General features: G+C 64.4%; 17 protein-coding genes, 1 tRNA gene and 1 pseudogene. 17 read left to right on the forward strand and 2 right to left on the reverse strand.

Annotated elements, in window-relative coordinates; genetic code table 11:
* From ASF32_RS24630 to rplA, 7 genes and pseudogenes are all read left to right on the forward strand, one after another.
* A pseudogene (locus ASF32_RS24630) lies at positions 1-103 on the forward strand (elongation factor Tu); the annotation flags it as partial.
* 121 nt (positions 104-224) lie between these two features.
* Positions 225-767 carry an RNA 2'-phosphotransferase gene (locus ASF32_RS14545; protein ID WP_056429672.1) on the forward strand — a complete coding sequence of 181 codons (543 nt, stop codon included), beginning with the start codon at positions 225-227 and terminating at the stop codon, positions 765-767.
* Positions 768-850: 83 nt separating this feature from the next.
* Positions 851-927 (forward strand) — tRNA-Trp (locus ASF32_RS14550).
* A 227-nt stretch (positions 928-1,154) separates the two neighbouring features.
* A complete protein-coding gene (gene secE / locus ASF32_RS14555) occupies positions 1,155-1,457 on the forward strand; it encodes a preprotein translocase subunit SecE (RefSeq protein ID WP_056429694.1) in 303 nt (100 codons plus the stop codon).
* 67 nt (positions 1,458-1,524) lie between these two features.
* A complete protein-coding gene (gene nusG / locus ASF32_RS14560) occupies positions 1,525-2,058 on the forward strand; it encodes a transcription termination/antitermination protein NusG (RefSeq protein WP_056429674.1) in 534 nt (177 codons plus the stop codon).
* Between the two features lie 198 nt (positions 2,059-2,256).
* Positions 2,257-2,706 carry a 50S ribosomal protein L11 gene (gene rplK, locus ASF32_RS14565; RefSeq protein WP_018044245.1) on the forward strand — a complete coding sequence of 150 codons (450 nt, stop codon included), beginning with the start codon at positions 2,257-2,259 and terminating at the stop codon, positions 2,704-2,706.
* 13 nt (positions 2,707-2,719) lie between these two features.
* Complete coding sequence (rplA, locus tag ASF32_RS14570) at positions 2,720-3,418, forward strand: 50S ribosomal protein L1 (RefSeq protein ID WP_056429676.1); 699 nt, start codon at positions 2,720-2,722, stop codon at positions 3,416-3,418.
* A 61-nt stretch (positions 3,419-3,479) separates the two neighbouring features.
* On the opposite strand, the gene ASF32_RS14575 is transcribed toward rplA, so the two are convergent.
* On the reverse strand, positions 3,480-4,643 hold the full coding sequence (locus ASF32_RS14575) for a YeeE/YedE thiosulfate transporter family protein (RefSeq protein WP_056429677.1): 1,164 nt from the start codon (positions 4,641-4,643) through the stop codon (positions 3,480-3,482).
* Positions 4,644-4,699: 56 nt separating this feature from the next.
* Positions 4,700-5,596, reverse strand: coding sequence for a sulfurtransferase (locus ASF32_RS14580; protein ID WP_244478080.1), 897 nt, complete (start codon positions 5,594-5,596; stop codon positions 4,700-4,702).
* Positions 5,597-6,396: 800 nt separating this feature from the next.
* Here ASF32_RS14580 and ASF32_RS14585 point away from each other — a divergent pair.
* From ASF32_RS14585 to ASF32_RS24635, 10 genes are all read left to right on the forward strand, one after another.
* Positions 6,397-7,731, forward strand: coding sequence for a PLP-dependent aminotransferase family protein (locus tag ASF32_RS14585; protein ID WP_056429682.1), 1,335 nt, complete (start codon positions 6,397-6,399; stop codon positions 7,729-7,731).
* A gap of 206 nt (positions 7,732-7,937) precedes the next feature.
* On the forward strand, positions 7,938-9,566 hold the full coding sequence (locus ASF32_RS14590; RefSeq protein ID WP_056429685.1) for a B12-binding domain-containing radical SAM protein: 1,629 nt from the start codon (positions 7,938-7,940) through the stop codon (positions 9,564-9,566).
* Positions 9,567-10,125: 559 nt separating this feature from the next.
* Entirely contained in the window at positions 10,126-10,656 is a 531-nt protein-coding gene (gene rplJ, locus ASF32_RS14595) for a 50S ribosomal protein L10 (RefSeq protein ID WP_056429688.1), read from the forward strand.
* A 57-nt stretch (positions 10,657-10,713) separates the two neighbouring features.
* Positions 10,714-11,085, forward strand: a complete 372-nt coding sequence (gene rplL / locus ASF32_RS14600; RefSeq protein ID WP_018044238.1) for a 50S ribosomal protein L7/L12 — start codon at positions 10,714-10,716, stop codon at positions 11,083-11,085.
* A 247-nt stretch (positions 11,086-11,332) separates the two neighbouring features.
* Positions 11,333-15,457, forward strand: a complete 4,125-nt coding sequence (gene rpoB, locus ASF32_RS14605) for a DNA-directed RNA polymerase subunit beta (RefSeq protein WP_056429690.1) — start codon at positions 11,333-11,335, stop codon at positions 15,455-15,457.
* 179 nt (positions 15,458-15,636) lie between these two features.
* A complete protein-coding gene (gene rpoC / locus ASF32_RS14610) occupies positions 15,637-19,845 on the forward strand; it encodes a DNA-directed RNA polymerase subunit beta' (RefSeq protein WP_056429692.1) in 4,209 nt (1,402 codons plus the stop codon).
* A gap of 650 nt (positions 19,846-20,495) precedes the next feature.
* Entirely contained in the window at positions 20,496-20,867 is a 372-nt protein-coding gene (rpsL, locus tag ASF32_RS14615; RefSeq protein WP_018044234.1) for a 30S ribosomal protein S12, read from the forward strand.
* Between the two features lie 99 nt (positions 20,868-20,966).
* Positions 20,967-21,437 (forward strand): 30S ribosomal protein S7, encoded by a 471-nt coding sequence (rpsG, locus tag ASF32_RS14620; protein ID WP_018044233.1) that lies wholly within the window; start codon positions 20,967-20,969, stop codon positions 21,435-21,437.
* A gap of 30 nt (positions 21,438-21,467) precedes the next feature.
* Positions 21,468-23,543 carry an elongation factor G gene (gene fusA, locus ASF32_RS14625; protein ID WP_018044232.1) on the forward strand — a complete coding sequence of 692 codons (2,076 nt, stop codon included), beginning with the start codon at positions 21,468-21,470 and terminating at the stop codon, positions 23,541-23,543.
* Between the two features lie 63 nt (positions 23,544-23,606).
* On the forward strand, positions 23,607-23,768 hold a 162-nt coding region (locus tag ASF32_RS24635; RefSeq protein ID WP_244472289.1), incomplete at its 3' end, for a GTP-binding protein.

Genomic DNA, 23,768 nt, shown 5'->3' on the forward strand with positions numbered 1-23,768 from the left:
CACCCTCATCGTCCCCGTCGCCATGGAAGAGAAGCTCCGCTTCGCCATCCGTGAAGGCGGTCGCACCGTCGGCGCAGGCGTCGTCGCAGCCATCAACGACTGAGAATGCGGAGAGCCGCGCCGTTTCGGCGACGCGGCTCGCCCCACCTGTAATGTTCGAAAGAGCCGGCTTCGCGCCGGCTCTTTTGTTTTGAGCGAACGCCACCGGGAAACAGGAGCCCGTCGTGAGCAAGGAAACCAGCGAGTTTCTCAGCTACGTGCTGCGGCATGCCCCGGATGCGATCGGGATCACCCTGGATCGTCAGGGGTGGGTCGACATCGACACCCTGCTTGCGGCCGCCCTCCGATCCGGGACAGCCATCGATCGCGTTACCCTCGACGAGATCGTCGCCACGAGTGACAAGAAACGCTTCACCCTGTCGCCGGACGGTTCGCGGATTAGGGCGGCCCAGGGGCATTCCGTCGAGGTGACCCTGGATCTCGCTCCCTGTAAACCGCCGCCCATCCTGTTCCATGGCACCGCGATCCATGCGGTTCCGGCCATCCTGGCCGACGGCCTCAGGCCCGGCGCGAGGAACCACGTCCATCTCTCCTCCGAGGCGGAAACCGCCCGCCGCGTCGGCCGGCGGCACGGGAAACCAGCCGTCCTCACCGTCGCGGCGCAGAGCATGTGGCAGGCCGGCACGCATTTCTACCGTGCGGACAACGGTGTCTGGCTCGTCGGGCATGTGCCGCCAGCCTATCTTGGCCGGTTCGAGGAGCCGTGACAGCTGTACCATCGCAATTTCGGCGGCGGCACGCCTTGGGCTCTTGCGCCGACGGAAATGATCGGGCATTGAGCGTCCCGCGTAGGAGTGTAGCTCAACTGGTCAGAGCGCCGGTCTCCAAAACCGGAGGTTGCGGGTTCGAGTCCCTCCACTCCTGCCAGTGTTTTCCTTAAGCGCAATGCCGGATCGGCCTCCCATCGGGAATGTCGAACCGGAGCGTGTCTCCAGCTTTCTGTCGACATGTCCGCGACGGTCGACAAGACCCGGGACTTGCGCTAGAGCGTTCGCATTCCGAGATCGGTAAATGTGTTCGGTGCGGGCTTCGACCAGAGCCTCCGCACCGGTCCGCTTTCCGGTCAGGGCCGATTTTCCCTGTTGTTGGCATCAATGGCATCGAACGAAGCAACGAAGAAGGCGGATCTGGCGCGCACTCCGCAGCGCGGCGCCGCCACGCCGACGCCGCCTCGGGGCACTCCGCCCGTGCGGCCCGCGCCCAAGCGCGTCGGCCCGGCCGAGTTCCTGTCCCAGGTGCGCGACGAGGGCCGCAAGGTCACGTGGCCGAGCCGCAAGGAGACTACCGTGACGACGATCATGGTGTTCATCATGGTGGTGGCGGCGAGCATCTTCTTCACCGTCGTGGACCAGGCACTGCGCTACATCGTGACCCTGATCCTCGGGGTCGGCGCCTAGAACAACTGAGTCTTCCTGGGCGCGTCGTCGCGACCGGGCAGGCCGACGTCAGGATTTGGTGAGAACCGTGTCGAAACGCTGGTACATCGTCCACGCCTACTCGAATTTCGAGAACAAGGTCGCGCAGTCCATCAAGGATCAGGCGGCGCAGCGCGGGCTGATGGAGCTGTTCGACGAGGTCATGGTTCCGACCGAGAAGGTCGTCGAGGTTCGCCGCGGCCGCAAGGTCGATGCCGAGCGCAAGTTTTTCCCGGGCTACGTCCTGGTGAAATGCGACCTCACCGACGAAGTCTACCACCTCATCAAGAACACCCCGAAGGTCACGGGCTTCCTCGGCGCCGACAAGTCGAAGCCGGTCCCGATTCCCGATTCCGAGGCGGAGCGTATCAAGGGGCAGGTCGCCGAGGGCGTCGATCGTCCCAAGCCTTCGATCTCCTTCGAGATCGGCGAGACCGTTCGTGTCTCCGACGGTCCCTTCGCATCCTTCAACGGCACCGTCGAGGAAATCGACGAGAGCCGTTCGCGCCTCAAGGTCGCCGTGTCGATCTTCGGTCGCGCCACTCCGGTGGAACTCGAATACGCTCAGGTCGAGAAGGTCTGATCGTCAGGCGAATGACGAAAGGCGGATGGCGAAGGTAGGCAAAGCCTCCTCGCCGTCCGCGATTCGCGTTCGTCATAACCCGCGGGAGGTCCGCCCGGTTTGCCGCCGGGATCCACGGATCGCACCGCGACCTGCAACCGCTCGTATCGTCCGTGCTCGAGGCAGCCGGGCGACGGGCTACATTTGGGAGCAGTCCCTATGGCAAAGAAGATCACGGGCTACGTGAAGCTTCAGGTTCCGGCCGGCGCCGCGAACCCGTCGCCGCCCATCGGTCCCGCGCTCGGTCAGCGCGGCCTCAACATCATGGAATTCTGCAAGGCCTTCAACGCGAAGACCTCTCAGATCGAGAAGGGCACCCCGATCCCGGTCGTCATCACGGCGTATCAGGACCGCTCCTTCACCTTCGAGATGAAGCAGCCGCCGGTCACCTTCTTCCTGAAGAAGGCTGCCGGTCTGAAGATCGGCAAGAAGCCGGCTTCCGGCTCCAAGACTCCGGGCAAGGGCCCGACGGTGGGCAAGGTCACCGAAGCTCAGCTTCGCGAGATCGCCGAGAAGAAGATGCCCGACCTGAACTGCGACTCGGTTGACGCCGCCGTCGCCATGATCCGTGGCTCCGCGCGGGCCATGGGCCTCGACGTCGTCGCTTAAGGGGGAGGGCACAATGGCACATGAAGGCAAGCGCATCCGCGCCGCCCGCGAGGGCATCGACGCGCTCAAGCTCTACCCGATCGCCGAGGCGATCGCCCTGGTGAAGCAGAAGGCCAGCGCCAAGTTCGACGAGACCGTTGAGATCTCGATGAACCTCGGCGTCGACCCGCGCCACGCCGACCAGATGGTCCGCGGCGTCTGCAACCTGCCGAACGGCTCCGGCCGTACCGTGCGGGTGGCGGTGTTCGCCCGCGGCGCCAAGGCCGACGAGGCCAAGGCAGCCGGTGCCGACATCGTCGGCGCAGAGGATCTGCTCGAGATCGTCCAGAGCGGCAAGATCGAGTTCGACCGCTGCATCGCGACCCCGGACCTGATGCCGCTCGTCGGTCGTCTCGGCAAGGTGCTCGGCCCGCGCGGCCTGATGCCGAACCCGAAGGTCGGCACCGTCACCATGGACGTGAAGTCCGCGGTCGCCGGCGCCAAGGGCGGCTCGGTGGAGTTCCGCGTCGAGAAGGCTGGCATCGTCCATGCCGGCATCGGCAAGGTCTCCTTCGACGAGACCAAGCTCGTCGAGAACATCAAGGCGTTCGCCGACGCGGTGGCCAAGGCCAAGCCGGCCGGCGCCAAGGGCACCTACATCCAGCGCATCGCCGTCACGTCGTCGATGGGCCCCGGTGTGAAGGTCGAGCCGTCGACCGTGCTGACCGCCTGATCGGTAGTCACCTCACGAAAATAGGAAACGCCCGGCCGTCATGGCCGGGCGTTTTTTTTGTCTAAGCGAGAAGCTTCAGACGCCGGCCAGCGAGAAGCGTCGCGGTGAGGCCGGCGAACATCGCCGCGCCGAAGACCCATCCGGATGCGGCTCCGGCCATGATTCCCGATAGCAACGTTCCGACGCTGCAGCCGAGACCGGTCATGGCGCCCCAGCCGAGGAGAAGGCCGCCGACGAGACCGCGCACGGCCTGGCCCCGCGTCGGCAGGGCGGGGCGGAACTCCCCCGCCGCCAGAGCAGCGGCCAGGGACGCCGCGACGAGCCCCGCGATGAATACCCCGTTCGGCGTCAGGATCGCATCGCGGATGGCGGTGGCGCAGCCACGAAACCCGTCGAGCCCTTCGAGGCGCGTGGGCAGGAGATCGAGCCCGGCAGCGGCCTGCCTCGCCCGTCCGCCAATCTCGGCGGTGACGCCGAGGGGGCCGACCCTGAGATACGCCAAGGTTCCGAGAGCGCCGACAGCGAGTCCGCCGAGCCAGGTCGGCCAACGCTCGACGAAGACGGCAAGCAGCGGCGCGACGCGCCTCGATGGCGCCGCATCGGCGGGCGGCAGCCACCGCAGAAGAGGCACCGCGAGAGCCGCCAGGACCGCGAGAGTGAGGACGAGGCTGCCGGCATAGCCGAGATGCTGGGGCAGCCAGATGACGGGCGCCTCCGAAATGCTGGCGAGATAGAGCGTGTTCCAGGTGAGAAAGCCGAGGACGAAGCCCAGGGCTGTTCCGACCAGGGCGAACGGTGCCGTGGGAGATCCCTCGCCGAGGCGGTAGAGATGAGCGCCGATGCAAGAGCCTGAGATCGCCATGCCTGCTCCAAAGGCGGCACCGGCAAGGGCGAGAATCGGCCCGACGGGACCGATATGGGCGTCTGGCGGCAGCCGCACCCCACTCGGATCGGGCAGCCATGCCCCCAGCACGACAGCGTAGCCGACCGTGCCGACGGCGAGCGCGGCGAGGATGCCGAGGGCGCCGCGCGGGTCTCGTCGGTCGATCAGATCGCGCCACAGGCAGAAGAAGCAGAAGCGCGAGCGCTGGAGCACGAAGCCGAACAGGGCTCCGAATGTCAGCGAGAGCGCGAGCCGGCCGCTGCCGGGATCGCCGGAGAGATTCAAGGCGGCGGCCAGGATACTCGCGCCGATCAGGGCCGCCGACGCGACCCGCAACGGCACGGGGGAACGACCGGTCGAAGGACCGGGCGCTGGAGGTTCGGATATCGGCGAGGCCGTCACTTGCCCGACCACACCGTCCCGGCGAGGTTCACCACCGGCACGCCGACGGCGTTTCCGTATTCCGTCCAGGAACCGTCGTAATTCCGCACGGGGTAGCCGAGGACGCGGCTGAGCACGAACCAGGAATGGCTCGAGCGCTCGCCGATGCGGCAGGAGGTGATGACCGGCTTGGACCCATCGATCCCCACATCGGCGTAGAGCTTCTTCAGCTCCGGCACGGATTTCAGGGTGCCGTCCGGGTTCACGGCCTTGGCCCAGGGCACGTTCACCGAACCGGGGATGTGCCCTGCCCGGATCGCGAGTTCCTGCACGCCTGCCGGCGCGATGAGCTTGCCCGAGAACTCATCCGGCGAGCGAATGTCGAGGATCGTCTCGTCCCGCTCCTTGCGCGCCACGGCGAGCACGTCCGCGAGACGGGCGCGCTGGCCCGTCGAGACCGGCGTGACGGGGAAAGCCGAGGCGGCCACGTCGGGGCTGCGGGTATTGAGCTGCCGTTTCTCGGCCTCCCATTTCTTACGGCCACCATCGAGCAGCTTCACGTTATCGACGAGACCGTACTGCGCGAACACCCAAGCCCCCCAGGCGGCGAACCAATTGTTGTTGTCGCCGTAAAGGATCACCGTGGTGTCGCGGTCGATGCCGAGACGGCGGATCAGAGCGGCGAACTTGTCCGGTCCCGCGATGTCGCGGCTCACCGTCTCCACGAGATCCGTGTGCCAGAGAACGTTCTGCGCATTGGGTATGTGGCCGCGCTCGTACACGGCCGGCTCCACGCTGACCTCGACGATCCGCAGCTTCGGCGAGCTTAGGTTGGCCTCAAGCCACTCGGTGGATACGAGGGGGCTGGTTTGGGCCTGTTTCTGTTCGGCGGCATGCGCCGCCACATGCCCGATCGTCGGCAACGCCAAGGCGGCCAGCGCGATACGAGCGGCAAGAAGGGTTCTGAAGGACACGGGCGCGCTCCGGCGAGGATAAGGTCGTCGCGTCGCGGTGGGCTGTGCTCGGCCGTCGACCGTGCCGCCCGGGTCGTATCGTCGACCACGGGCCATGCCCCGAAACTTGACAATATGATGGTGTTTCCGATCGCCAGCGGAATCAATACAATGGTTTTTCAAATATTTGCGTGATGTTGGAATATAGGTTTCAATGCGAGCCTAAAAAGACAGGGATTATCTTCGCCATTGAACCGTCCGTGAAAGCCGATGAATCCGATGACGTCGCGGCTACCCGGAACCAAGTCCGAGATACCCTGCAGCGCCGGAGACCTGAGCGTGAAGGATTCCTCGCTCGGTAGCCCGAGGGCTTTGCGACCCGTCGGCACGAGCCTGCTCCCGGATTCCGACGCTGTCTTCAGGTTCATGCACGCCAGAACGGTTTCGCGGCTTCCAGGCGCAAGGCCACCGGATCGAGATCGAGCTCTCTAACTTGCTCCGAGGTCAATTCCCGAATTGTACGCCTCCCGGTGAAACGCCTGAGCCAGATTGATAGGATCCCGAGGGGCCCAGGTGAAAGTTGCCTCTGTGCTTGGTCGGAAGAGGTCCTTAGGCTAGGAAGGAAAGCGACCTTCGGATCGGGACTTAGGATCGGCCCTAGAGTATCGCGGTTCGGCATTTCGATGGGGCTCCATTCGCTCGCAACTCGTCATTGATCCGAATTTGAATCGAATCAATCAATACATTGCACTCGGAGCAATATGAGCTTGGCCGACTACCGGATAATTTCGGACGGGATCGCTGCGGATATCGCGCAGGGGCGCATGGCCCCGGGAAGCCGGATGCCGACGCAACGGCAATTCGCATACGAGCGTGGGATCGCCGTCTCTACCGCCAGTCGAGTCTATGCGGAGCTCACGCGGCGCGGGCTCGTCACCGGAGAAGTCGGCCGCGGTACGTTCATCCGCAACGCGGAGCCGGACGCGGCAGGCGAACGAGAGGCGGAAGGCGGCCTCGTCAATCTCGAACACGTCTTCTCCATCCTGCCCCATCAAGCGGCGGATCTCGCCGCCAGCCTCAAGCCTCTTCTCGATCCGGCTCGGATTCAGGCCACGTTCCCACCCGTCAGGCCGGGTGCGGCCGGGCCGGCGCGAGCCAAGGCGGCCGGTTTCTTCGCGCGGGGAGGGTGGTCGGCCGATCCCGAAACCGTCCTCTTCACCGGGACGGGACGTCAGGGCATCGCTGCGGCCATAGCGGCGCTGGCCCAACCCGGCGACCGGATCGGGGTGGAGGCCATGACCTATCCCATCGTCAAAGGCCTCGCGCACCGCCTCGGTATCGAGCTCGTCGCCCTACCGATGGATGCGGAGGGGGTGACCCCCGATGCCATCGAGCGAGCGCATGGGGAGAAGCCTATGCGGGCCCTCTATCTGCAGCCCGTCCTGCAAAGCCCCCTCGGCCAGAGCATGAGCGCGGAACGGCGGCGCGCCGTAGCGTCGGCCCTCCACCGGCACGACCTCATCTGTATCGAGGATTCCGTCTACGGCTTCCTGTGTGACGAGGAACCCTTGGCGGCCCTGGCACCGGACCGCGTGATCCTCATCGACAGCCTGTCGAAACGGCTGGCTCCCGGCCTGAGCCTGGGCTTCGTCGCGGCGCCCTCCGGTTTGGTGCAGCGGCTCGGCGCCGCGATCCGCACGGGAGCCTGGACGGCGAGCGGCCTTCCCCTGGCGATGGCACTCCACCTCATCGACGACGGAACCGCGAGGCGGATCGAGACCGCCAAGCGGGCGGACGCGACCGCGCGCCAGCATGCCGCCAGGGAAGCATTGGCGGGCCTCGACGTGCGGGGTGACCCGAGAGCCTTCCACCTCTGGCTCTCGTTGCCCTCCCATTGGAGCGCCGAACGCTATGCGGCTGCCGCGGCGCGCAACGGTGTCGCGGTATCCCCCGCCAGCGCCTTCGCCGTCGGGACCTCGACGCCGGAGAATGGGGTGCGCCTCGCCCTCGGCTCGCCACCTTTCGCGCGTCTGGACAGCGCTCTCCGGACATTGCGGCGCCTCGTCCTCGATGGTGACGAAGCCGTGGTGGAATAGGCTCTCCGGGCCATTCGAAGCTTACCGGCCGATGCCGGACAGTCGCATCGCACGCTTGAATCGACGCGGCCCGTTCGAGGCTGCGTCAAACGCGCGCGAACGTCACGGCTCCGGCTTGGGCACGATCAAAACCCGCCCTGGAAAGGGCAAAGAAATCAACATGCGAGGGTGACGCCTTCGCACCTGTCTGTGCTAGGTATGCCGCCATGCGATGCACCCTCTCCGTCACCTCGAAACGACGCATCCTGTGCGTCTTTCCCGCATACACGCCGTCCTTCGGGACTTTCGCCCACGCCTACCCGTTAATGGGTGGGGTAAAGGCGTTCATGCCGCCTCAGGGCCTGCTCCTCATCGCGGCTTACATGCCGGAGGAATGGGAGTACCGGTTCATCGACGAGAACATCAAACGGGCCGGGCCGGACGATTTCGCCTGGGCCGATGCGGTGTTCGTATCGGGCATGCACATCCAGGCACCCCAGATCCGGGACATCTACGCTCGGGCGCATGCGGCCGGTAAGGTGACGGCGCTCGGCGGCCCTTCGGTCTCCGGATCTCCCGAGCAATATCCCGAGTTCGACTATCTCCATATCGGCGAGATCGGCGACGCCACCGACGAACTCGTGTCGATCCTCGACCGCGACGTGTCCATCCCGGCGAGCCAAGTTCGCCTCGAAACCAAGGAGCGTCTGCCGCTCTCCGATTTCCCGGCGCCTGCCTACGAGGCCGCTCCCCTCAAGCGCTACCTCATCGGCTCCCTGCAATTCTCGTCCGGCTGCCCCTATCGCTGCGAGTTCTGCGATATCCCGCAGCTCTACGGCCGTCAGCCCCGCCTGAAGACTCCCGAGCAGATGCTCGGCGAGCTCGATGCGATCATCTCCCAGCCGGGCCATCCGGCCGTCGTGTACTTCGTCGACGACAATTTCATCGGCAACCGCAAGGCGACGAAGGACATGCTGCCCCACCTCGTGGAGTGGCAGAAGAAGAACCATTACCCGCTTCAGTTCGCCTGCGAGGCGACTCTGAACATGGCCAAGCAGCCCGACATCCTCGAGCTGATGCGGCAGGCGAACTTCATGACCGTCTTCGTCGGCATCGAGACGCCGGAAGAGGACGCGCTGGCGGGCATCGACAAGAAGCACAATGCCGCCGTGCCGATGTACGAGGCCATCGAGACGCTCAACAGCTTCGGCCTCGAAGTGACATCGGGCATCATCCTCGGCCTCGACACCGAAACGGACGGCTCGGAACAGAAGCTCATCGACTTCGTCGACAAGTCGGCGGTGCCGGTGCTGACGATGAACCTGCTGCAGGCCCTGCCGAAGACGCCGCTCTGGGACCGGCTGACCCGCGAGGGACGTCTCACCCATGACGCGGCGCTGGAATCCAACGTCCTGTTCAAGCGTCCGCACGACGATGTGGTGGCGAGCTGGCGCCGGGCCATCGCCCATGCCTACGAGCCGGAGAACCTGTTCGCGCGCTTCCGCTATCAGGTGGAACGGACCTATCCGCACCGGATCAAGACGCCCACCAGGGGCAAGCTCACGCGGACCAATCTCCGCCGCGGTCTCGTGCTCGGTTTCAACATCGCCCTGCGCGTGGGCATCCTGTCCGATTACCGCGGCGTATTCTGGCGCGCGGCCGGCCATGCCTTGAAGCGCGGACAGATCGAGGCGGTCTTCAACATGGGATTCGTCGCCCACCACCTGATCCGCTTCACCCGCGAAGCCCTGCGCGGCGAACATAACGCCTCGTTCTACGCGGCCAAGGCCGAGCAGAAGCTGGAGAATGCCCGGACGCCCTGGTGGCAGGCCGCGCGTAAGTTCCTGCCGACATAGGGACTTCCGTACGCGCCCGAAGATGCTCCCGCCGAACAGGCGGGAGAAAATCCCGTCAACCAAAATCGTACATGCGAAGCGGATTTCTTCATCTCGGGCACTTGGCAGGGCGCTTGCTAGGGCCTATAGACCCCGCTCCACGTATTTCACACTTTGAAAGGATTCGACCAATCGGTCGATATCCGACATGCGAATTCGCCTGGGCAACCAGGCGATAATGGCCGGAAGGCTTTAAGGGGCGAGCAGCTCCTTCAAGCCTCGTCCGGCCATGTCCTGTCCGAGACTGCAGGCGCCGGGCAACCGGCTTAATTCCCCAGCCTGCACAGACGGGGAAGACCGAATTCAACACCCTATCGGCACCGCGATTCGCGGCGCAGGCAGGTATCGGTTTGAACCATCTCGCCCGTGCCGTCCACCGTTCCGGAGGATGTCAGGGGACAGGGCCGTGAAGCGTCGTCCAGGACGTTCCGGCTTCTCGCTGAGCCGAGTTCCGTTCCGGGCGGCATGTGCAACCGGCGGACCCTCCTTGAGGGGGCCCCGCCAACCGGAGAGAGCCCCAGTGGACAGGACAGCCAAAGCTGATCTCGTCTCGACGCTCAACGGCGTGTTTGCGAACACGTCCGTCGTCGTCGTGGCCCACTACAAGGGCCTCACGGTCGCCGAGATGCAGAAGCTGCGCGCGCAGATGAAGCAGGCCGGTGCCACCGTGAAGGTCACCAAGAACCGCATCGCCAACATCGCTCTCGATGGCACGGACGTCGCCTCCATCAAGCCCCTCCTGAAGGGCCCGACCCTGCTCGCTTATTCGAGCGATCCGGTCGCGGCTGCGAAGGTTGCGGTGGACTTCGCCAAGGGTAACGACAAGCTCGTGATCCTCGGCGGCGCCATGGGAACGACCGCTCTGAACCCGGACGGTGTGAAGGCGCTTGCGTCGCTCCCGTCCCTCGACGAACTGCGCGGCAAGATCGTGGGCCTCATCCAGGCTCCCGCGACCAAGATCGCCCAGGTCGTCAGCGCACCGGCTGCCAAGCTGGCTCGCGTGTTCGGAGCCTATGCCACCAAGGACGCGGCTCAGGACGAAGCGGCCTGAGGCCGCATCGCCCTTCCCTCATCACCCGTTCAAACCGACATCTAAAGGAACATCACCATGGCTGATCTTGCCAAGCTCGTCGACGACCTGTCCTCGCTGACCGTTCTCGAAGCCGCCGACCTCGCCAAGCTCCTCGAAGAGAAGTGGGGCGTCTCCGCCGCCGCTGCCGTCGCCGTTGCCGGCCCGGCCGCCGGCCCGGCCGCCGTCGTCGAGGAGCAGACCGAGTTCACGGTTCTCCTGACCGCCGCTGGCGACAAGAAGATCGAGGTCATCAAGGAGGTCCGCGCGATCACCGGCCTCGGCCTCAAGGAAGCCAAGGACCTCGTCGAGGGCGCTCCGAAGGCTGTCAAGGAGTCCGTCAACAAGGAAGAGGCCGAGAAGCTCAAGGCCCAGCTCGAGAAGGCCGGCGCCAAGGTCGAGCTCAAGTAAGTTGCCGATGGGCCAAATCAGGCCCGTCACTTCCGGTCGGTCCCTTCGGGGCCGGCCGGCACCGACGCCCGCGGGTCTCCGACCCGTGGGCTAAGGTCGCTTCAAGCGACCGGGCGGTCCTGGAACGGACCGGCGGCATTCATTTCGGGTGGGCTTCGTCCGGCGGGACAGGTTCATCGCCTGGTCGCGGGAGGCATAAAGCCTTCCCCGGGCACCCGGTACGCGGGACGTAGGAGCGAGGTCACCCATGGCCAACACGCTGGTCGGTCGCAAGCGCATTCGCAAGTTTTTCGGCAAGATCAAGGAAGTCGCCGAGATGCCGAACCTCATCGAGGTTCAGAAGGCGTCCTACGACCAGTTCCTGATGATGGACGAGCCGGAAGGCGGACGGGGCGACGAAGGCCTGCAGACCGTTTTCAAGTCGGTCTTCCCGATCTCCGACTTTTCGGCGACGGCCCTCCTCGAATTCGTGAAGTACACGTTCGAGCAGCCGAAATACGATGTCGACGAGTGTCGCCAGCGTGGCATCACCTTCGCGGCTCCGCTCAAGGTGACGCTGCGCCTCATCGTGTTCGATGTGGACCCGGATACCGGTGCCAAGTCCGTCAAGGACATCAAGGAGCAGGACGTCTACATGGGCGACATGCCCCTGATGACGGAGAACGGCACCTTCATCGTCAACGGCACCGAGCGCGTCATCGTCTCGCAGATGCACCGCTCGCCAGGCGTGTTCTTCGACCACGACAAGGGCAAGACCCATTCCTCGGGCAAGCTGCTCTTCGCCGCGCGCATCATCCCCTATCGCGGCTCGTGGCTCGATGTGGAGTTCGACGCCAAGGACATCGTGCATGTGCGTATCGACCGTAAGCGCAAGCTTCCGGCGACGTCGCTGCTGTTCGCCCTCGGCCTCGACGGCGAGGAGATCCTCTCCACCTTCTACAACCGCGTCATCTACGATCGCGACGGCGCCGAATGGCGCGTGCCGTTCGATGCCGACCGTCTGAAGGGCTTCAAGGCCTCCGTCGATCTCGTCGACGCTGATTCGGGCGAAGTCGTCCTCGAAGCCGGCAAGAAGCTCAACGCCCGCAACGCCCGCCAGATCAGCGAGCGCGGTGTCCAGTTCCTGAAGGCCACCGACGAAGACCTGATCGGCCAGTACATCGCAGAAGATCTGGTCAATGCGAAGACCGGCGAGATCTGGGCCGAGGCCGGCGACGAAATCTCCGACAAGCTCCTCAAGAGCCTGGAAGAGGTCGGCGTTTCCGAGCTTCCCGTCCTCGACATCGACCACGTCAATGTCGGTCCCTACATCCGCAACACCCTCGCCGTGGACAAGAACTCATCCCGCGAAGGCGCGCTGTTCGACATCTACCGCGTCATGCGTCCCGGCGAGCCGCCGACGCTCGACACGGCAGAGGCGATGTTCCACTCGCTGTTCTTCGATTCCGAGCGCTACGACCTCTCGGCCGTCGGTCGCGTGAAGATGAACATGCGTCTCGACCTCGATGCCGAGGATACCGTGCGCACCCTGCGCCGCGAGGACATGCTCGCGGTCGTCAAGGCGCTGGTGGACCTGCGCGACGGCAAGGGCGAGATCGACGACATCGATCACCTCGGCAACCGCCGTGTGCGTTCGGTGGGCGAGCTCATGGAGAACCAGTACCGCCTGGGTCTTCTCCGCATGGAGCGCGCCATCAAGGAGCGTATGTCCTCAGTCGATATCGACACGGTGATGCCGCAGGACCTCATCAACGCGAAGCCGGCAGCGGCCGCGGTGCGTGAGTTCTTCGGCTCGTCGCAGCTGTCGCAGTTCATGGATCAGACCAATCCGCTCTCGGAAGTGACGCATAAGCGTCGCCTCTCGGCGCTTGGCCCGGGCGGGCTCACCCGTGAGCGCGCCGGCTTCGAGGTGCGCGACGTGCACCCGACCCATTACGGCCGCATCTGCCCGATCGAGACGCCGGAAGGTCCGAATATCGGTCTCATCAATTCGCTCGCCACCTTCGCGCGGGTGAACAAGTACGGCTTCATCGAGACCCCGTTCCGTCGCGTGAAGGACGGCGTGGTCACGAAGGAGGTTTCCTACCTCTCGGCGATGGAAGAGGCGAAGTACTACGTCGCCCAGGCCAACGCCCAGATGGACGAGAGCTTCAAGCTGACGGAAGACCTCGTGGTCTGCCGTCGGGCCGGCGACGTCATCGTTGTGCCGCCGGACCGCGTCGACCTCATGGACGTGTCGCCGAAGCAGCTCGTCTCGGTAGCTGCCGCACTCATCCCGTTCCTCGAGAACGACGATGCGAACCGCGCTTTGATGGGCTCGAACATGCAGCGCCAGGCGGTGCCGCTGGTCCGCGCCGACGCGCCGTTTGTCGGCACCGGCATGGAAGCCGTGGTCGCCCGCGATTCGGGTGCCGCCATCGCAGCGCGCCGCTCCGGCATCGTCGATCAGGTCGATGCGACCCGTATCGTCATCCGCGCCACCGAAGAGGCCGATGCCAACAAGCCCGGCGTCGACATCTACCGCCTGCAGAAGTTCCAGCGCTCCAACCAGTCGACCTGCATCACGCAGAAGCCGCTGGTCCGCGTGGGCGAGCAGGTGAAGAAGGGCGAGATCATCGCCGATGGTCCGTCGACGGAGTTCGGCGAGCTGGCACTCGGCCGGAACGTGCTCGTCGCGTTCATGCCGTGGAACGGCTACAACTTCGAGGACTCGATCCTGCTCTCCGAGCGGATCGTGAAGGATGACGTGTTCACCTCGATCCATATCGAGGAGTTCGAGGTGATGGCCCGAGACACCAAGCTCGGTCCGGAAGAAATCACCCGCGACATCCCCAACGTCTCGGAAGAGGCGCTGAAGAACCTCGACGAAGCCGGCATCGTCTATATCGGCGCCGAGGTCCATGCGGGCGACATCCTGTGCGGCAAGATCACCCCGAAGGGCGAGAGCCCGATGACGCCGGAGGAGAAGCTCCTCCGCGCCATCTTCGGCGAGAAGGCCTCCGACGTGCGCGACACCTCGCTCCGGGTTCCCCCGGGCGTGACCGGCACGATCGTCGAAGTCCGGGTGTTCAACCGCCACGGCGTCGACAAGGACGAGCGCGCCCAGGCCATCGAGCGCGAAGAGATCGAGCGTCTCGCCAAGGATCGTGACGACGAGCAGGCGATCCTCGACCGCAACACCTACGCCCGTCTCGCCGGCGTCCTGATCGGCCAGTCGCCGATCGCGGGTCCGAAGGGCTTCAAGAAGGAGACCACGCTCAGCCGTGAGCTCCTGAACGAGTACCCGCGCTCGCAATGGTGGCAGTTCGCCGTTGTCGACGACCGTCTCATGACCGAGATGGAAGCGATGCAGAAGCAGTACGACGAGTCGAAGAAGCGCCTCGAGCAGCGCTTCCTCGACAAGGTCGAGAAGCTGCAGCGCGGCGACGAGTTGCCCCCCGGCGTGATGAAGATGGTCAAGGTCTTCGTTGCGGTGAAGCGCAAGATCCAGCCGGGCGACAAGATGGCCGGCCGTCACGGCAACAAGGGTGTCGTGTCGCGGATCGTGCCGATCGAAGACATGCCGTTCCTCGAAGACGGAACGCATGCCGACATCGTGCTCAACCCGCTCGGCGTGCCGTCGCGCATGAACGTCGGTCAGATCCTGGAGACGCATCTGGGCTGGGCTGCCGCCGGTCTCGGCCGTAAGGTCGGGCTCGCCGTGGACGCCTACCTCCGCAGCAACGACATCGCGCCCCTCAAGGCGGAGATGGAGGCGATCTACTCGCCGTCGGAGCTCGAAGGTTTGTCGGACGAGGACATGGCGGAGGCGGCCAACAACGTACGCCGTGGCGTGCCGATGGCCACTCCGGTGTTCAACGGCGCCAAGGAAGCCGACATCGAGACGATGCTGGAGATGGCCGGGCTCGACCGCTCGGCACAGTCGACGCTCTATGACGGGCGTACGGGTGAGCCTTTCGACCGCAAGGTGACGATGGGCTACATCTACATGCTGAAGCTCCACCACCTCGTGGACGACAAGATCCACGCTCGGTCGATCGGTCCGTACTCCCTCGTCACCCAGCAGCCGCTGGGCGGTAAGGCGCAGTTCGGCGGCCAGCGCTTCGGCGAGATGGAGGTCTGGGCTCTGGAGGCCTACGGCGCGGCCTACACGCTGCAGGAGATGCTCACGGTGAAGTCGGACGATGTCGCCGGCCGCACCAAGGTCTACGAGGCCATCGTCCGTGGCGACGATACCTTCGAGGCCGGCATCCCCGAGTCCTTCAACGTGCTCGTCAAGGAAATGCGTTCGCTCGGCCTCAACGTGGAGCTCACCTCCTCCAAGAAGCTCGCGAACGACCAGCTCGACCCGCCCGCCGAGGCAGCCGAGTAAGACCCACGATACGCTCCCGCGCCGGCTCACCGTGAGCCGGCGCGGTTCGAGCGGGGAGGGGAAGCGCCTCTCGACGGACGAAGGCCAGCGGCGACCCGGCCGGTCGCAGCGCCTCATCGATTTCAGCACGTGGTCATCCCCTCGGCGGAGGGTGCAGCCCGTCAGCTCAGGAGCAGATCATGAACCAAGAGGTCATGAATCTTTTCAACCAGCAGGCTCAGCCTCAGAGCTTCGACCAGATCAAGATTTCGATCTCCTCACCCGAAAAGATCCTTTCGTGGTCCTTCGGCGAGATCAAGAAGCCCGAGACGATCAACTACCGTACGTTCAAGCCCGAGCGTGACGGCCTGTTCTGCGCGCGCATCTTTGGACCGATCAAGGATTACGAGTGCTTGTGCGGCAAGTACAAGCGCATGAAGTACAAGGGCGTCATCTGTGAGAAGTGCGGCGTCGAGGTCACCCTCGCGCGCGTCCGGCGTGACCGCATGGGCCATATTGAGCTGGCCGCGCCCGTCGCCCATATCTGGTTCCTGAAGTCGCTGCCGAGCCGCATCGGCCTGCTGCTCGACATGGCGCTCAAGGACCTCGAGCGCATCCTCTACTTCGAATCCTACTGCGTCATCGAGCCAGGCCTCACCCCCCTCAAGGAACGTCAGCTCCTCTCCGAGGAAGAGTACCTGCGCGCGCAGGAAGAGTACGGTGAGGACAGCTTCACCGCCATGATCGGCGCCGAGGCCATCCGGCGCATCCTGCAGGAGCTCGATCTCGACGGGATCGCGAACTCGCTGCGCGAAGAGATCGCCACCACGACCTCCGAGCTGAAGCCCAAGAAGCTTCTCAAGCGCCTGAAGATCATCGAGGCTTTCCAGATGTCGGGCAACAAGCCCGAATGGATGATCCTCACCGTCGTTCCGGTGATCCCGCCGGACCTGCGCCCGCTCGTCCCCCTGGATGGCGGCCGCTTCGCCACGTCCGATCTGAACGACCTCTACCGTCGCGTCATCAACCGCAACAACCGCCTGAAACGGCTGATCGAACTGCGTGCGCCCGACATCATCATCCGCAACGAGAAGCGCATGCTTCAGGAAGCGGTGGATGCGCTGTTCGACAACGGCCGCCGCGGCCGCGTCATCACGGGTGCCAACAAGCGTCCGCTGAAGTCGCTCGCCGACATGCTCAAGGGCAAGCAGGGCCGCTTCCGCCAGAACCTGCTCGGCAAGCGCGTCGACTATTCCGGCCGATCGGTCATCGTGGTGGGCCCGGAGCTCAAGCTGCACCAGTGCGGCCTGCCGAAGAAGATGGCCTTGGAGCTGTTCAAGCCCTTCATCTACGCGCGCCTCGACGCCAAGGGTTTCTCGGCCACCGTCAAGCAGGCCAAGAAGCTCGTCGAGAAGGAGAAGCCGGAGGTCTGGGATATCCTCGATGAGGTTATCCGCGAACACCCGGTGATGCTCAACCGCGCGCCGACGCTCCACCGCCTCGGCATCCAGGCGTTCGAGCCCAAGCTGATCGAGGGTAAAGCAATCCAGCTTCACCCGCTCGTCTGCGCCGCCTTCAACGCCGACTTCGACGGCGACCAGATGGCCGTCCACGTCCCGCTCTCGCTGGAAGCCCAGCTCGAAGCGCGCGTGCTGATGATGTCGACCAACAACATCCTGCACCCGGCAAACGGTCAGCCGATCATCGTGCCGTCGCAGGATATCGTGCTCGGCCTGTACTACCTGTCGATCGTCGCCGAGGGCGCCATCGGCGCCTTCGACCCGACCAACAAGAAGAACCCGATGCAGGGTGTCTTCGGCACCATCGGCGAGCTCGAGCACGCACTCGCGGCCAACACCGTGAAGCTGCACTCGAAGATCCGCTGGCGGTGGAACGGCATCGGCCCCGATGGCGAGCCGCTGACCCAGACCTACGACACGACACCCGGTCGCGTGATCCTGTCCACGGCCCTGCCGCTGCACAAGAAGGTCCCCTACGACGTCGTCAACAAGCTGATGACGAAGAAGGAGATCTCCGCGATGATCGACACCGTCTACCGCCACTGCGGTCAGAAGGAATCGGTGATCTTCTGTGATCGCATCATGGCGCTCGGCTTCAACCACGCGTTCAAGGCCGGCATTTCGTTCGGCAAGGACGACATGGTCGTGCCGGACAACAAGTGGCCGATCGTGGACGACACCCGCGCGCTGGTGAAGGACTACGAGCAGCAGTACAATGACGGCCTGATCACTCAGGGCGAGAAGTACAACAAGGTGGTGGATGCCTGGGCCAAGTGCTCGGACAAGCTCGCCGCCGAGATGATGCTGCGCATCTCCACGGTGCAGAAGGACGAGAACGGCGCCGACAAGCAGATCAACTCGATCTACATGATGAGCCATTCCGGTGCCCGTGGTTCGCCGGCGCAGATGAAGCAGCTCGCCGCGATGCGCGGCCTCATGGCCAAGCCCTCGGGCGAAATCATCGAGACCCCGATCATCTCGAACTTCAAAGAAGGCTTGGACGTTCTCGAGTACTTCAACTCGACGCACGGAGCCCGTAAGGGCCTCGCCGACACCGCCTTGAAGACCGCGAATTCCGGTTACCTGACCCGCCGCCTCGTCGACGTGGCACAGGACGCCGTCATTCGTGAGGTCGATTGCGGCACCACCAACGGCATCAAGATGCGCGCCATCGTCGATGCCGGCCAGGTCGTGGCTCCGCTCTCGATCCGCATCCTCGGCCGCGCCACGGCCGAAGATCTCGTGGCGCAGGACGGTACGGTCATCGTCAAGACCAACGAGACGATCGAGGAGAAGCACCTGCCCGCCATCCAGGCGGCCGGTATCCAGGAGGTGAAGATTCGCTCGGTGCTCGTCTGCGCCACCAAGAGCGGCGTCTGCGCCACCTGCTACGGACGCGATCTCGCCCGTGGAACGCCCGTCAACATGGGCGAGGCCGTCGGCGTCATCGCGGCGCAGTCCATCGGCGAGCCGGGCACCCAGCTCACCATGCGTACCTTCCACATCGGCGGTGCGGCGCAGATCGCGGATTCGTCCTTCATCGAGTCGAGCTTCGAAGGCACGATCAAGATCCGCAACCGTGCCCTCGCCCGCAACACCGATGGCGATCTCATCGCCACAGGTCGTAACGTGGCTGTGGTCATCGTCGGTACCGATGGAGCGGAACGCGCGGTCCACCGCCTGCAATACGGCGCACGACTGCGGGTCGACGAGGGCGACAAGGTCAAGCGTGGCCAGCGCATCGCCGAGTGGGACCCCTATACCCGTCCGATCATCACCGAGACCGACGGTATCGTGGCCTACGAGGATCTGATCGACGGCCAGTCGATCACCGAGACCACCGACGAGTCGACCGGCATCGCCAAGCGCGTCGTCATCGACTGGCGTGGTACGGCCCGTACGGCAGACCTCAAGCCGGCCATGCTGGTCCTCGACCAGGACGGCAAGCCGATGAAGCTGCCGCGCGGCTCGGACGCCCGCTACTTCCTCCCAGTCGACGCCATCATCGGCTACGACCCGGGCGGCACGGTGAAGGCCGGCGACATCCTCGCTCGTGTCTCCACCGACTCGGCCAAGACCCGCGACATCACCGGCGGTCTGCCGCGGGTGGCGGAGCTGTTCGAGGCCCGTCGTCCGAAGGACGCGGCGATCATTGCGGAGAAGTCGGGCACGATTCAGTTCGGGCGCGACTACAAGAACAAGCGTCGCCTAACGCTGACTCCGCATGACGGTTCGGATGCGGTCGAGTACCTGATCCCGAAGGGCAAGCACATCCACCTCCAAGACGGCGACGTCGTGGAGCTCGGCGACTACATCGTCGACGGCAACCCGGCGCCGCACGACATCCTGGCGATCAAGGGCGTGGAGGAGCTCGCTGCCTACCTCGTCAACGAGATCCAGGAGGTCTACCGGCTCCAGGGCGTGTCCATCAACGACAAGCACATCGAGGTGATCGTCCGTCAGATGCTGCAGAAGGTGGAAATCACCGATGGCGGCGATTCGGAGATCCTGACGGGCGACCAGATCGACCGGACGGAACTCGCGGACATCAACGAGAAGCTGCTCGCCGAGAACAAGAAGCCCGTCGTGGGTGTGCCGGTGTTGCTCGGCATCACCAAGGCGTCCCTGCAGACGAAGTCGTTCATCTCGGCGGCCTCGTTCCAGGAAACCACCCGCGTGCTCACCGAGGCGGCCGTCAACGGCAAGATCGACCATCTCGAGGGTCTCAAGGAGAACGTCATCGTCGGCTCGCTCATTCCGGCCGGTACGGGCTCCATGGCAGCCGACATCCGCGCCGTGGCGCGGCGTCGCGATGCCATGATCCTTCAGCAGAAGGCCGCCGAGAGTGGCGCCCAGCCCCTCAGCGAGCTGCCGCCGGCCGCTGAGTGATCTCCGCGTAGCCTTCAAACGAGACAAGGGGCGGCCAGCGATGGCCGCCCCTTCTTATTTCGCAACACCGCCTTCGGACCGGAGAGAGCTCCCCGGTACCGGCCGCACCTCAACGAATCGCAGCATCTGTGCGGCCTCATCCGACAGCCCACCAGGACCCATCCACCGCACGTGAACCGCCATCCAGGACTCCGCCCAGCTGATCGGCAGGTTGATCCGAGACCGTGACACCGCCCTGGATCGCCTCGTCCTGGCGCAGAACTCCAAAACCATATAATAATCGGGCGTTAACCGCCGGTCAGACCAAACTTTATCGCGCTTCGGGATTGACGTTCCGCCGTCCCCCGCATAGAAGCACGCCACTCCGGCACAACAGCAGGACATAGCGAGTCGCGACCCTCGGGCCGAAAGACAATCGCTAATCCGGTTCCGGCACTCACATCGACTGACGTCCTTGTCAGATCAGTAGGTACGAGCGCGTCGTAAGGCGTGATCCTCTGCCGAACACGCGCCACGGGTCCTCACCGATCCATGGCGCATATTCGTTTTGCGGATCTTCTTATCGAGATCCGCGACAGCTCGGAAACGGGCTGCATCGTGAAGCCGAACATGGGATCGCGCCTAAGCGGTCCGAATGAAGAGGGCAGAGTATGCCGACGATCAACCAGCTGATCGCTCAGCCGCGTAAAGCGCAGAAGAGCCGCAACAAGGTGCCGGCGCTCGACGCTTGCCCGCAGAAGCGTGGCGTTTGCACCCGCGTCTACACGACGACGCCGAAGAAGCCGAACTCGGCTCTCCGTAAGGTCGCCAAGGTCCGTCTGACCAACGGTTTCGAAGTCATCGGGTACATCCCCGGCGAAGGTCACAACCTTCAAGAGCACTCCGTGGTCATGATCCGCGGCGGCCGCGTGAAGGATCTTCCCGGCGTTCGCTACCACATCCTGCGCGGCGTGCTCGACACGCAGGGCGTCAAGGGTCGTAAGCAGCGCCGCTCCAAGTACGGCGCCAAGCGTCCGAAGTAAGAATTTCGCTCATCCCGTAAGGATGTCGCCGACCTCGACGAGGTTCAGGCGGCCTGCGCGGGGTGGTTTCAAGACCTTGATTTATAGACGGAGCGAGCGATGTCCCGCCGCCATTCTGCTGAAAAGCGTGAGATCATCCCGGACGCCAAGTACGGCGACATCGTGCTCACCAAGTTCATGAATTCCATCATGTACGAGGGCAAGAAGTCGATCGCCGAGGGCATCGTGTACGGCGCGTTCGACATCGTCGAGAACCGCGCCCGTGCGAACCCGATCGAGGTGTTCCGCGCCGCTCTCGAGAACGTCGCTCCGGCGATCGAAGTGCGGTCCCGTCGCGTCGGCGGCGCGACCTACCAGGTCCCCGTCGAAGTCCGTACCGAGCGTCGTCAGGCTCTGGCGATCCGTTGGCTCATCCAGGCCGCCCGTGGCCGCAACGACCGCACCATGGTCGAGCGCCTCTCGGCCGAACTCCTCGATGCCGCGAATAACCGTGGCAACGCGGTCAAGAAGCGGGAAGACACGCACCGGATGGCTGAAGCCAACCGCGCCTTCTCGCACTACCGCTGGTAAGCGGCCCCGGACCCTTTCAGGAGCAATCCGATGCCCCGCACGCATGCGATCGAGGACTACCGTAATTTCGGCATCATGGCTCACATTGATGCTGGAAAAACCACGACCACTGAGCGGATCCTCTACTACACCGGTAAGTCCCATAAGATCGGCGAAGTCCATGACGGCGCCGCGACGATGGATTGGATGACGCAGGAGCAGGAGCGTGGCATCACGATCACCTCCGCTGCGACCACCTGCTTCTGGCGCGACAAGCGCCTGAACATCATCGACACCCCCGGCCACGTGGACTTCACCATCGAAGTGGAGCGCTCGCTGCGCGTCCTCGACGGCGCCGTTTGCGTGCTTGACGGCAACCAGGGCGTCGAGCCCCAGACAGAGACCGTCTGGCGTCAGGCTGACAAGTACGACGTTCCGCGTGTCGTGTTCGTCAACAAGATGGACAAGATCGGCGCCGACTTCTTCAAATGCGTCGCCGACATCATCGACCGCGTCGCCGGCAAGCCCGTTTGCCTCCAGCTTCCGATCGGCGCCGAGACGACCTTCAAGGGCGTCATCGACCTGATCAAGATGAAGGCCATCGTCTGGACGTCCGAGAAGCTCGGTGCGGATTTCTCGGAGACCGAGATCCCGGCCGACCTCGCCGATCAGGCTGCCGAATACCGGATCAAGCTCGTCGAAGCCTGCGTCGAGATGGATGACGATGCCATGTCGGCCTATCTCGACGGTGTCGAGCCGGATGCCGAGACGATGCATCGCCTCGTGCGCACCGCAGTCCAGCGTCGCGCCTTCCACCCCGTGCTCTGTGGCTCGGCCTTCAAGAACAAGGGCGTTCAGCCCCTGCTCGACGCCGTCGTCGACTACCTTCCGTCTCCCGCCGATCGCGGCGAGATCAAGGGCCTCGACTTCAAGACCGAAGAAGAGACCGTTCGTCATCCGTCCGACAGCGATCCTTTCTCGATGCTGGCGTTCAAGATCATGGACGACCCGCATGTCGGCACGATCACGTTCTGCCGTGTCTATTCGGGCAAGGTCGAGTCTGGCGCCAACGTCATCAACTCGTCGCGCGACAAGAAGGAGCGTGTCGGCCGCATGCTTCTCATGCACGCCAACAACCGCGAAGACGTGAAGGAAGCCTTCACCGGCGACATCGTGGCTCTGGCTGGTCTCAAGGAAACTCGTACCGGCGATACGCTGTGCGACCCGAAGGATGCCGTCATCCTCGAGAAGATGGAGTTCCCCGAGCCCGTCATCGAGATCGCGGTGGAGCCGAAGTCCAAGGCCGATCAGGAGAAGCTGGGCATTGCTCTTGCCAAGCTCGCTGCTGAGGATCCGTCCTTCCGCGTTTCCACGGACCAGGAATCGGGCCAGACCATCCTTCGCGGGATGGGCGAGCTCCACCTCGACATCAAGGTCGACATCCTGCGCCGTACCTACATGGTCGACGCGAACATCGGCCAGCCGCAGGTGGCGTATCGTGAGAAGCTCACGAAGCGCACCGAGATCGACTACACCCACAAGAAGCAGACCGGTGGTACCGGTCAGTTCGCTCGGGTGAAGTTTGTGGTCGAGCCGAACGAGCCGGGTAAGGGCTTCGAGTTCTCCTCGAAGATCATCGGCGGCACGGTGCCCAAGGAATACATCCCGGGCGTCGAAAAGGGTCTCAACTCGGTGCTCGGCGCCGGCATCCTCGCCGGCTTCCCGGTCGTGGACATCAAGGTCGAGCTGATCGACGGCGCCTATCACGATGTCGACTCGTCGGCCCTGGCCTTCGAAATCGCCTCTCGTGCGGCGCTCCGTGAAGCTCTCCAGAAGGGCGGATCGGTCCTGCTCGAGCCGGTCATGAAGGTCGAGGTCGTCTCGCCGGAAGAATATACCGGTTCGGTGATCGGCGATCTGAATTCCCGCCGTGGCCAGATCCAGGGCCAGGACATGCGCGGCAATGCGAACGTCATCAACGCGATGGTGCCGCTTGCCAACATGTTCGGCTACGTGAACCAGCTGCGCTCCTTCTCCCAGGGCCGCGCGAACTTCACGATGCAGTTTGACCATTACGAAGAGGTGCCGCGCGGCGAGGCCGAGAAGGTCGTCGCGAAGTACGCTTAAGGCTTCCCGCCTTTTCCGGACCGCAGCAGCATCACCTGAAACACTGAGATTACGGAGGCTACGATGGCCAAAGAGAAATTTGCCCGCACCAAGCCGCACTGCAACATTGGCACGATTGGTCACGTTGACCACGGCAAGACGTCGCTGACGGCTGCGATCACGAAGGTCCTGGCGGAGTCGGGTGGCGCGACGTTCACGGCCTACGACCAGATCGACAAGGCCCCC

This window comes from Methylobacterium sp. Leaf91 (assembly GCF_001422815.1).
Lineage (GTDB): Bacteria > Pseudomonadota > Alphaproteobacteria > Rhizobiales > Beijerinckiaceae > Methylobacterium.

What these genes read in the sequence shown, in the direction of transcription:
- rpsG (WP_018044233.1), top strand. Translation starts at nt 20,967, where the DNA reads ATGTCCCGCCGCCATTCTGCTGAAAAGCGTGAGATCATCCCGGACGCC.
- ASF32_RS14590 (WP_056429685.1), top strand. Translation starts at nt 7,938, where the DNA reads ATGCGATGCACCCTCTCCGTCACCTCGAAACGACGCATCCTGTGCGTC.
- rpoB (WP_056429690.1), top strand. Translation starts at nt 11,333, where the DNA reads ATGGCCAACACGCTGGTCGGTCGCAAGCGCATTCGCAAGTTTTTCGGC.
- rplA (WP_056429676.1), top strand. Translation starts at nt 2,720, where the DNA reads ATGGCACATGAAGGCAAGCGCATCCGCGCCGCCCGCGAGGGCATCGAC.
- rplL (WP_018044238.1), top strand. Translation starts at nt 10,714, where the DNA reads ATGGCTGATCTTGCCAAGCTCGTCGACGACCTGTCCTCGCTGACCGTT.
- rpoC (WP_056429692.1), top strand. Translation starts at nt 15,637, where the DNA reads ATGAACCAAGAGGTCATGAATCTTTTCAACCAGCAGGCTCAGCCTCAG.
- fusA (WP_018044232.1), top strand. Translation starts at nt 21,468, where the DNA reads ATGCCCCGCACGCATGCGATCGAGGACTACCGTAATTTCGGCATCATG.
- secE (WP_056429694.1), top strand. Translation starts at nt 1,155, where the DNA reads ATGGCATCGAACGAAGCAACGAAGAAGGCGGATCTGGCGCGCACTCCG.
- rplK (WP_018044245.1), top strand. Translation starts at nt 2,257, where the DNA reads ATGGCAAAGAAGATCACGGGCTACGTGAAGCTTCAGGTTCCGGCCGGC.
- ASF32_RS14585 (WP_056429682.1), top strand. Translation starts at nt 6,397, where the DNA reads ATGAGCTTGGCCGACTACCGGATAATTTCGGACGGGATCGCTGCGGAT.
- rpsL (WP_018044234.1), top strand. Translation starts at nt 20,496, where the DNA reads ATGCCGACGATCAACCAGCTGATCGCTCAGCCGCGTAAAGCGCAGAAG.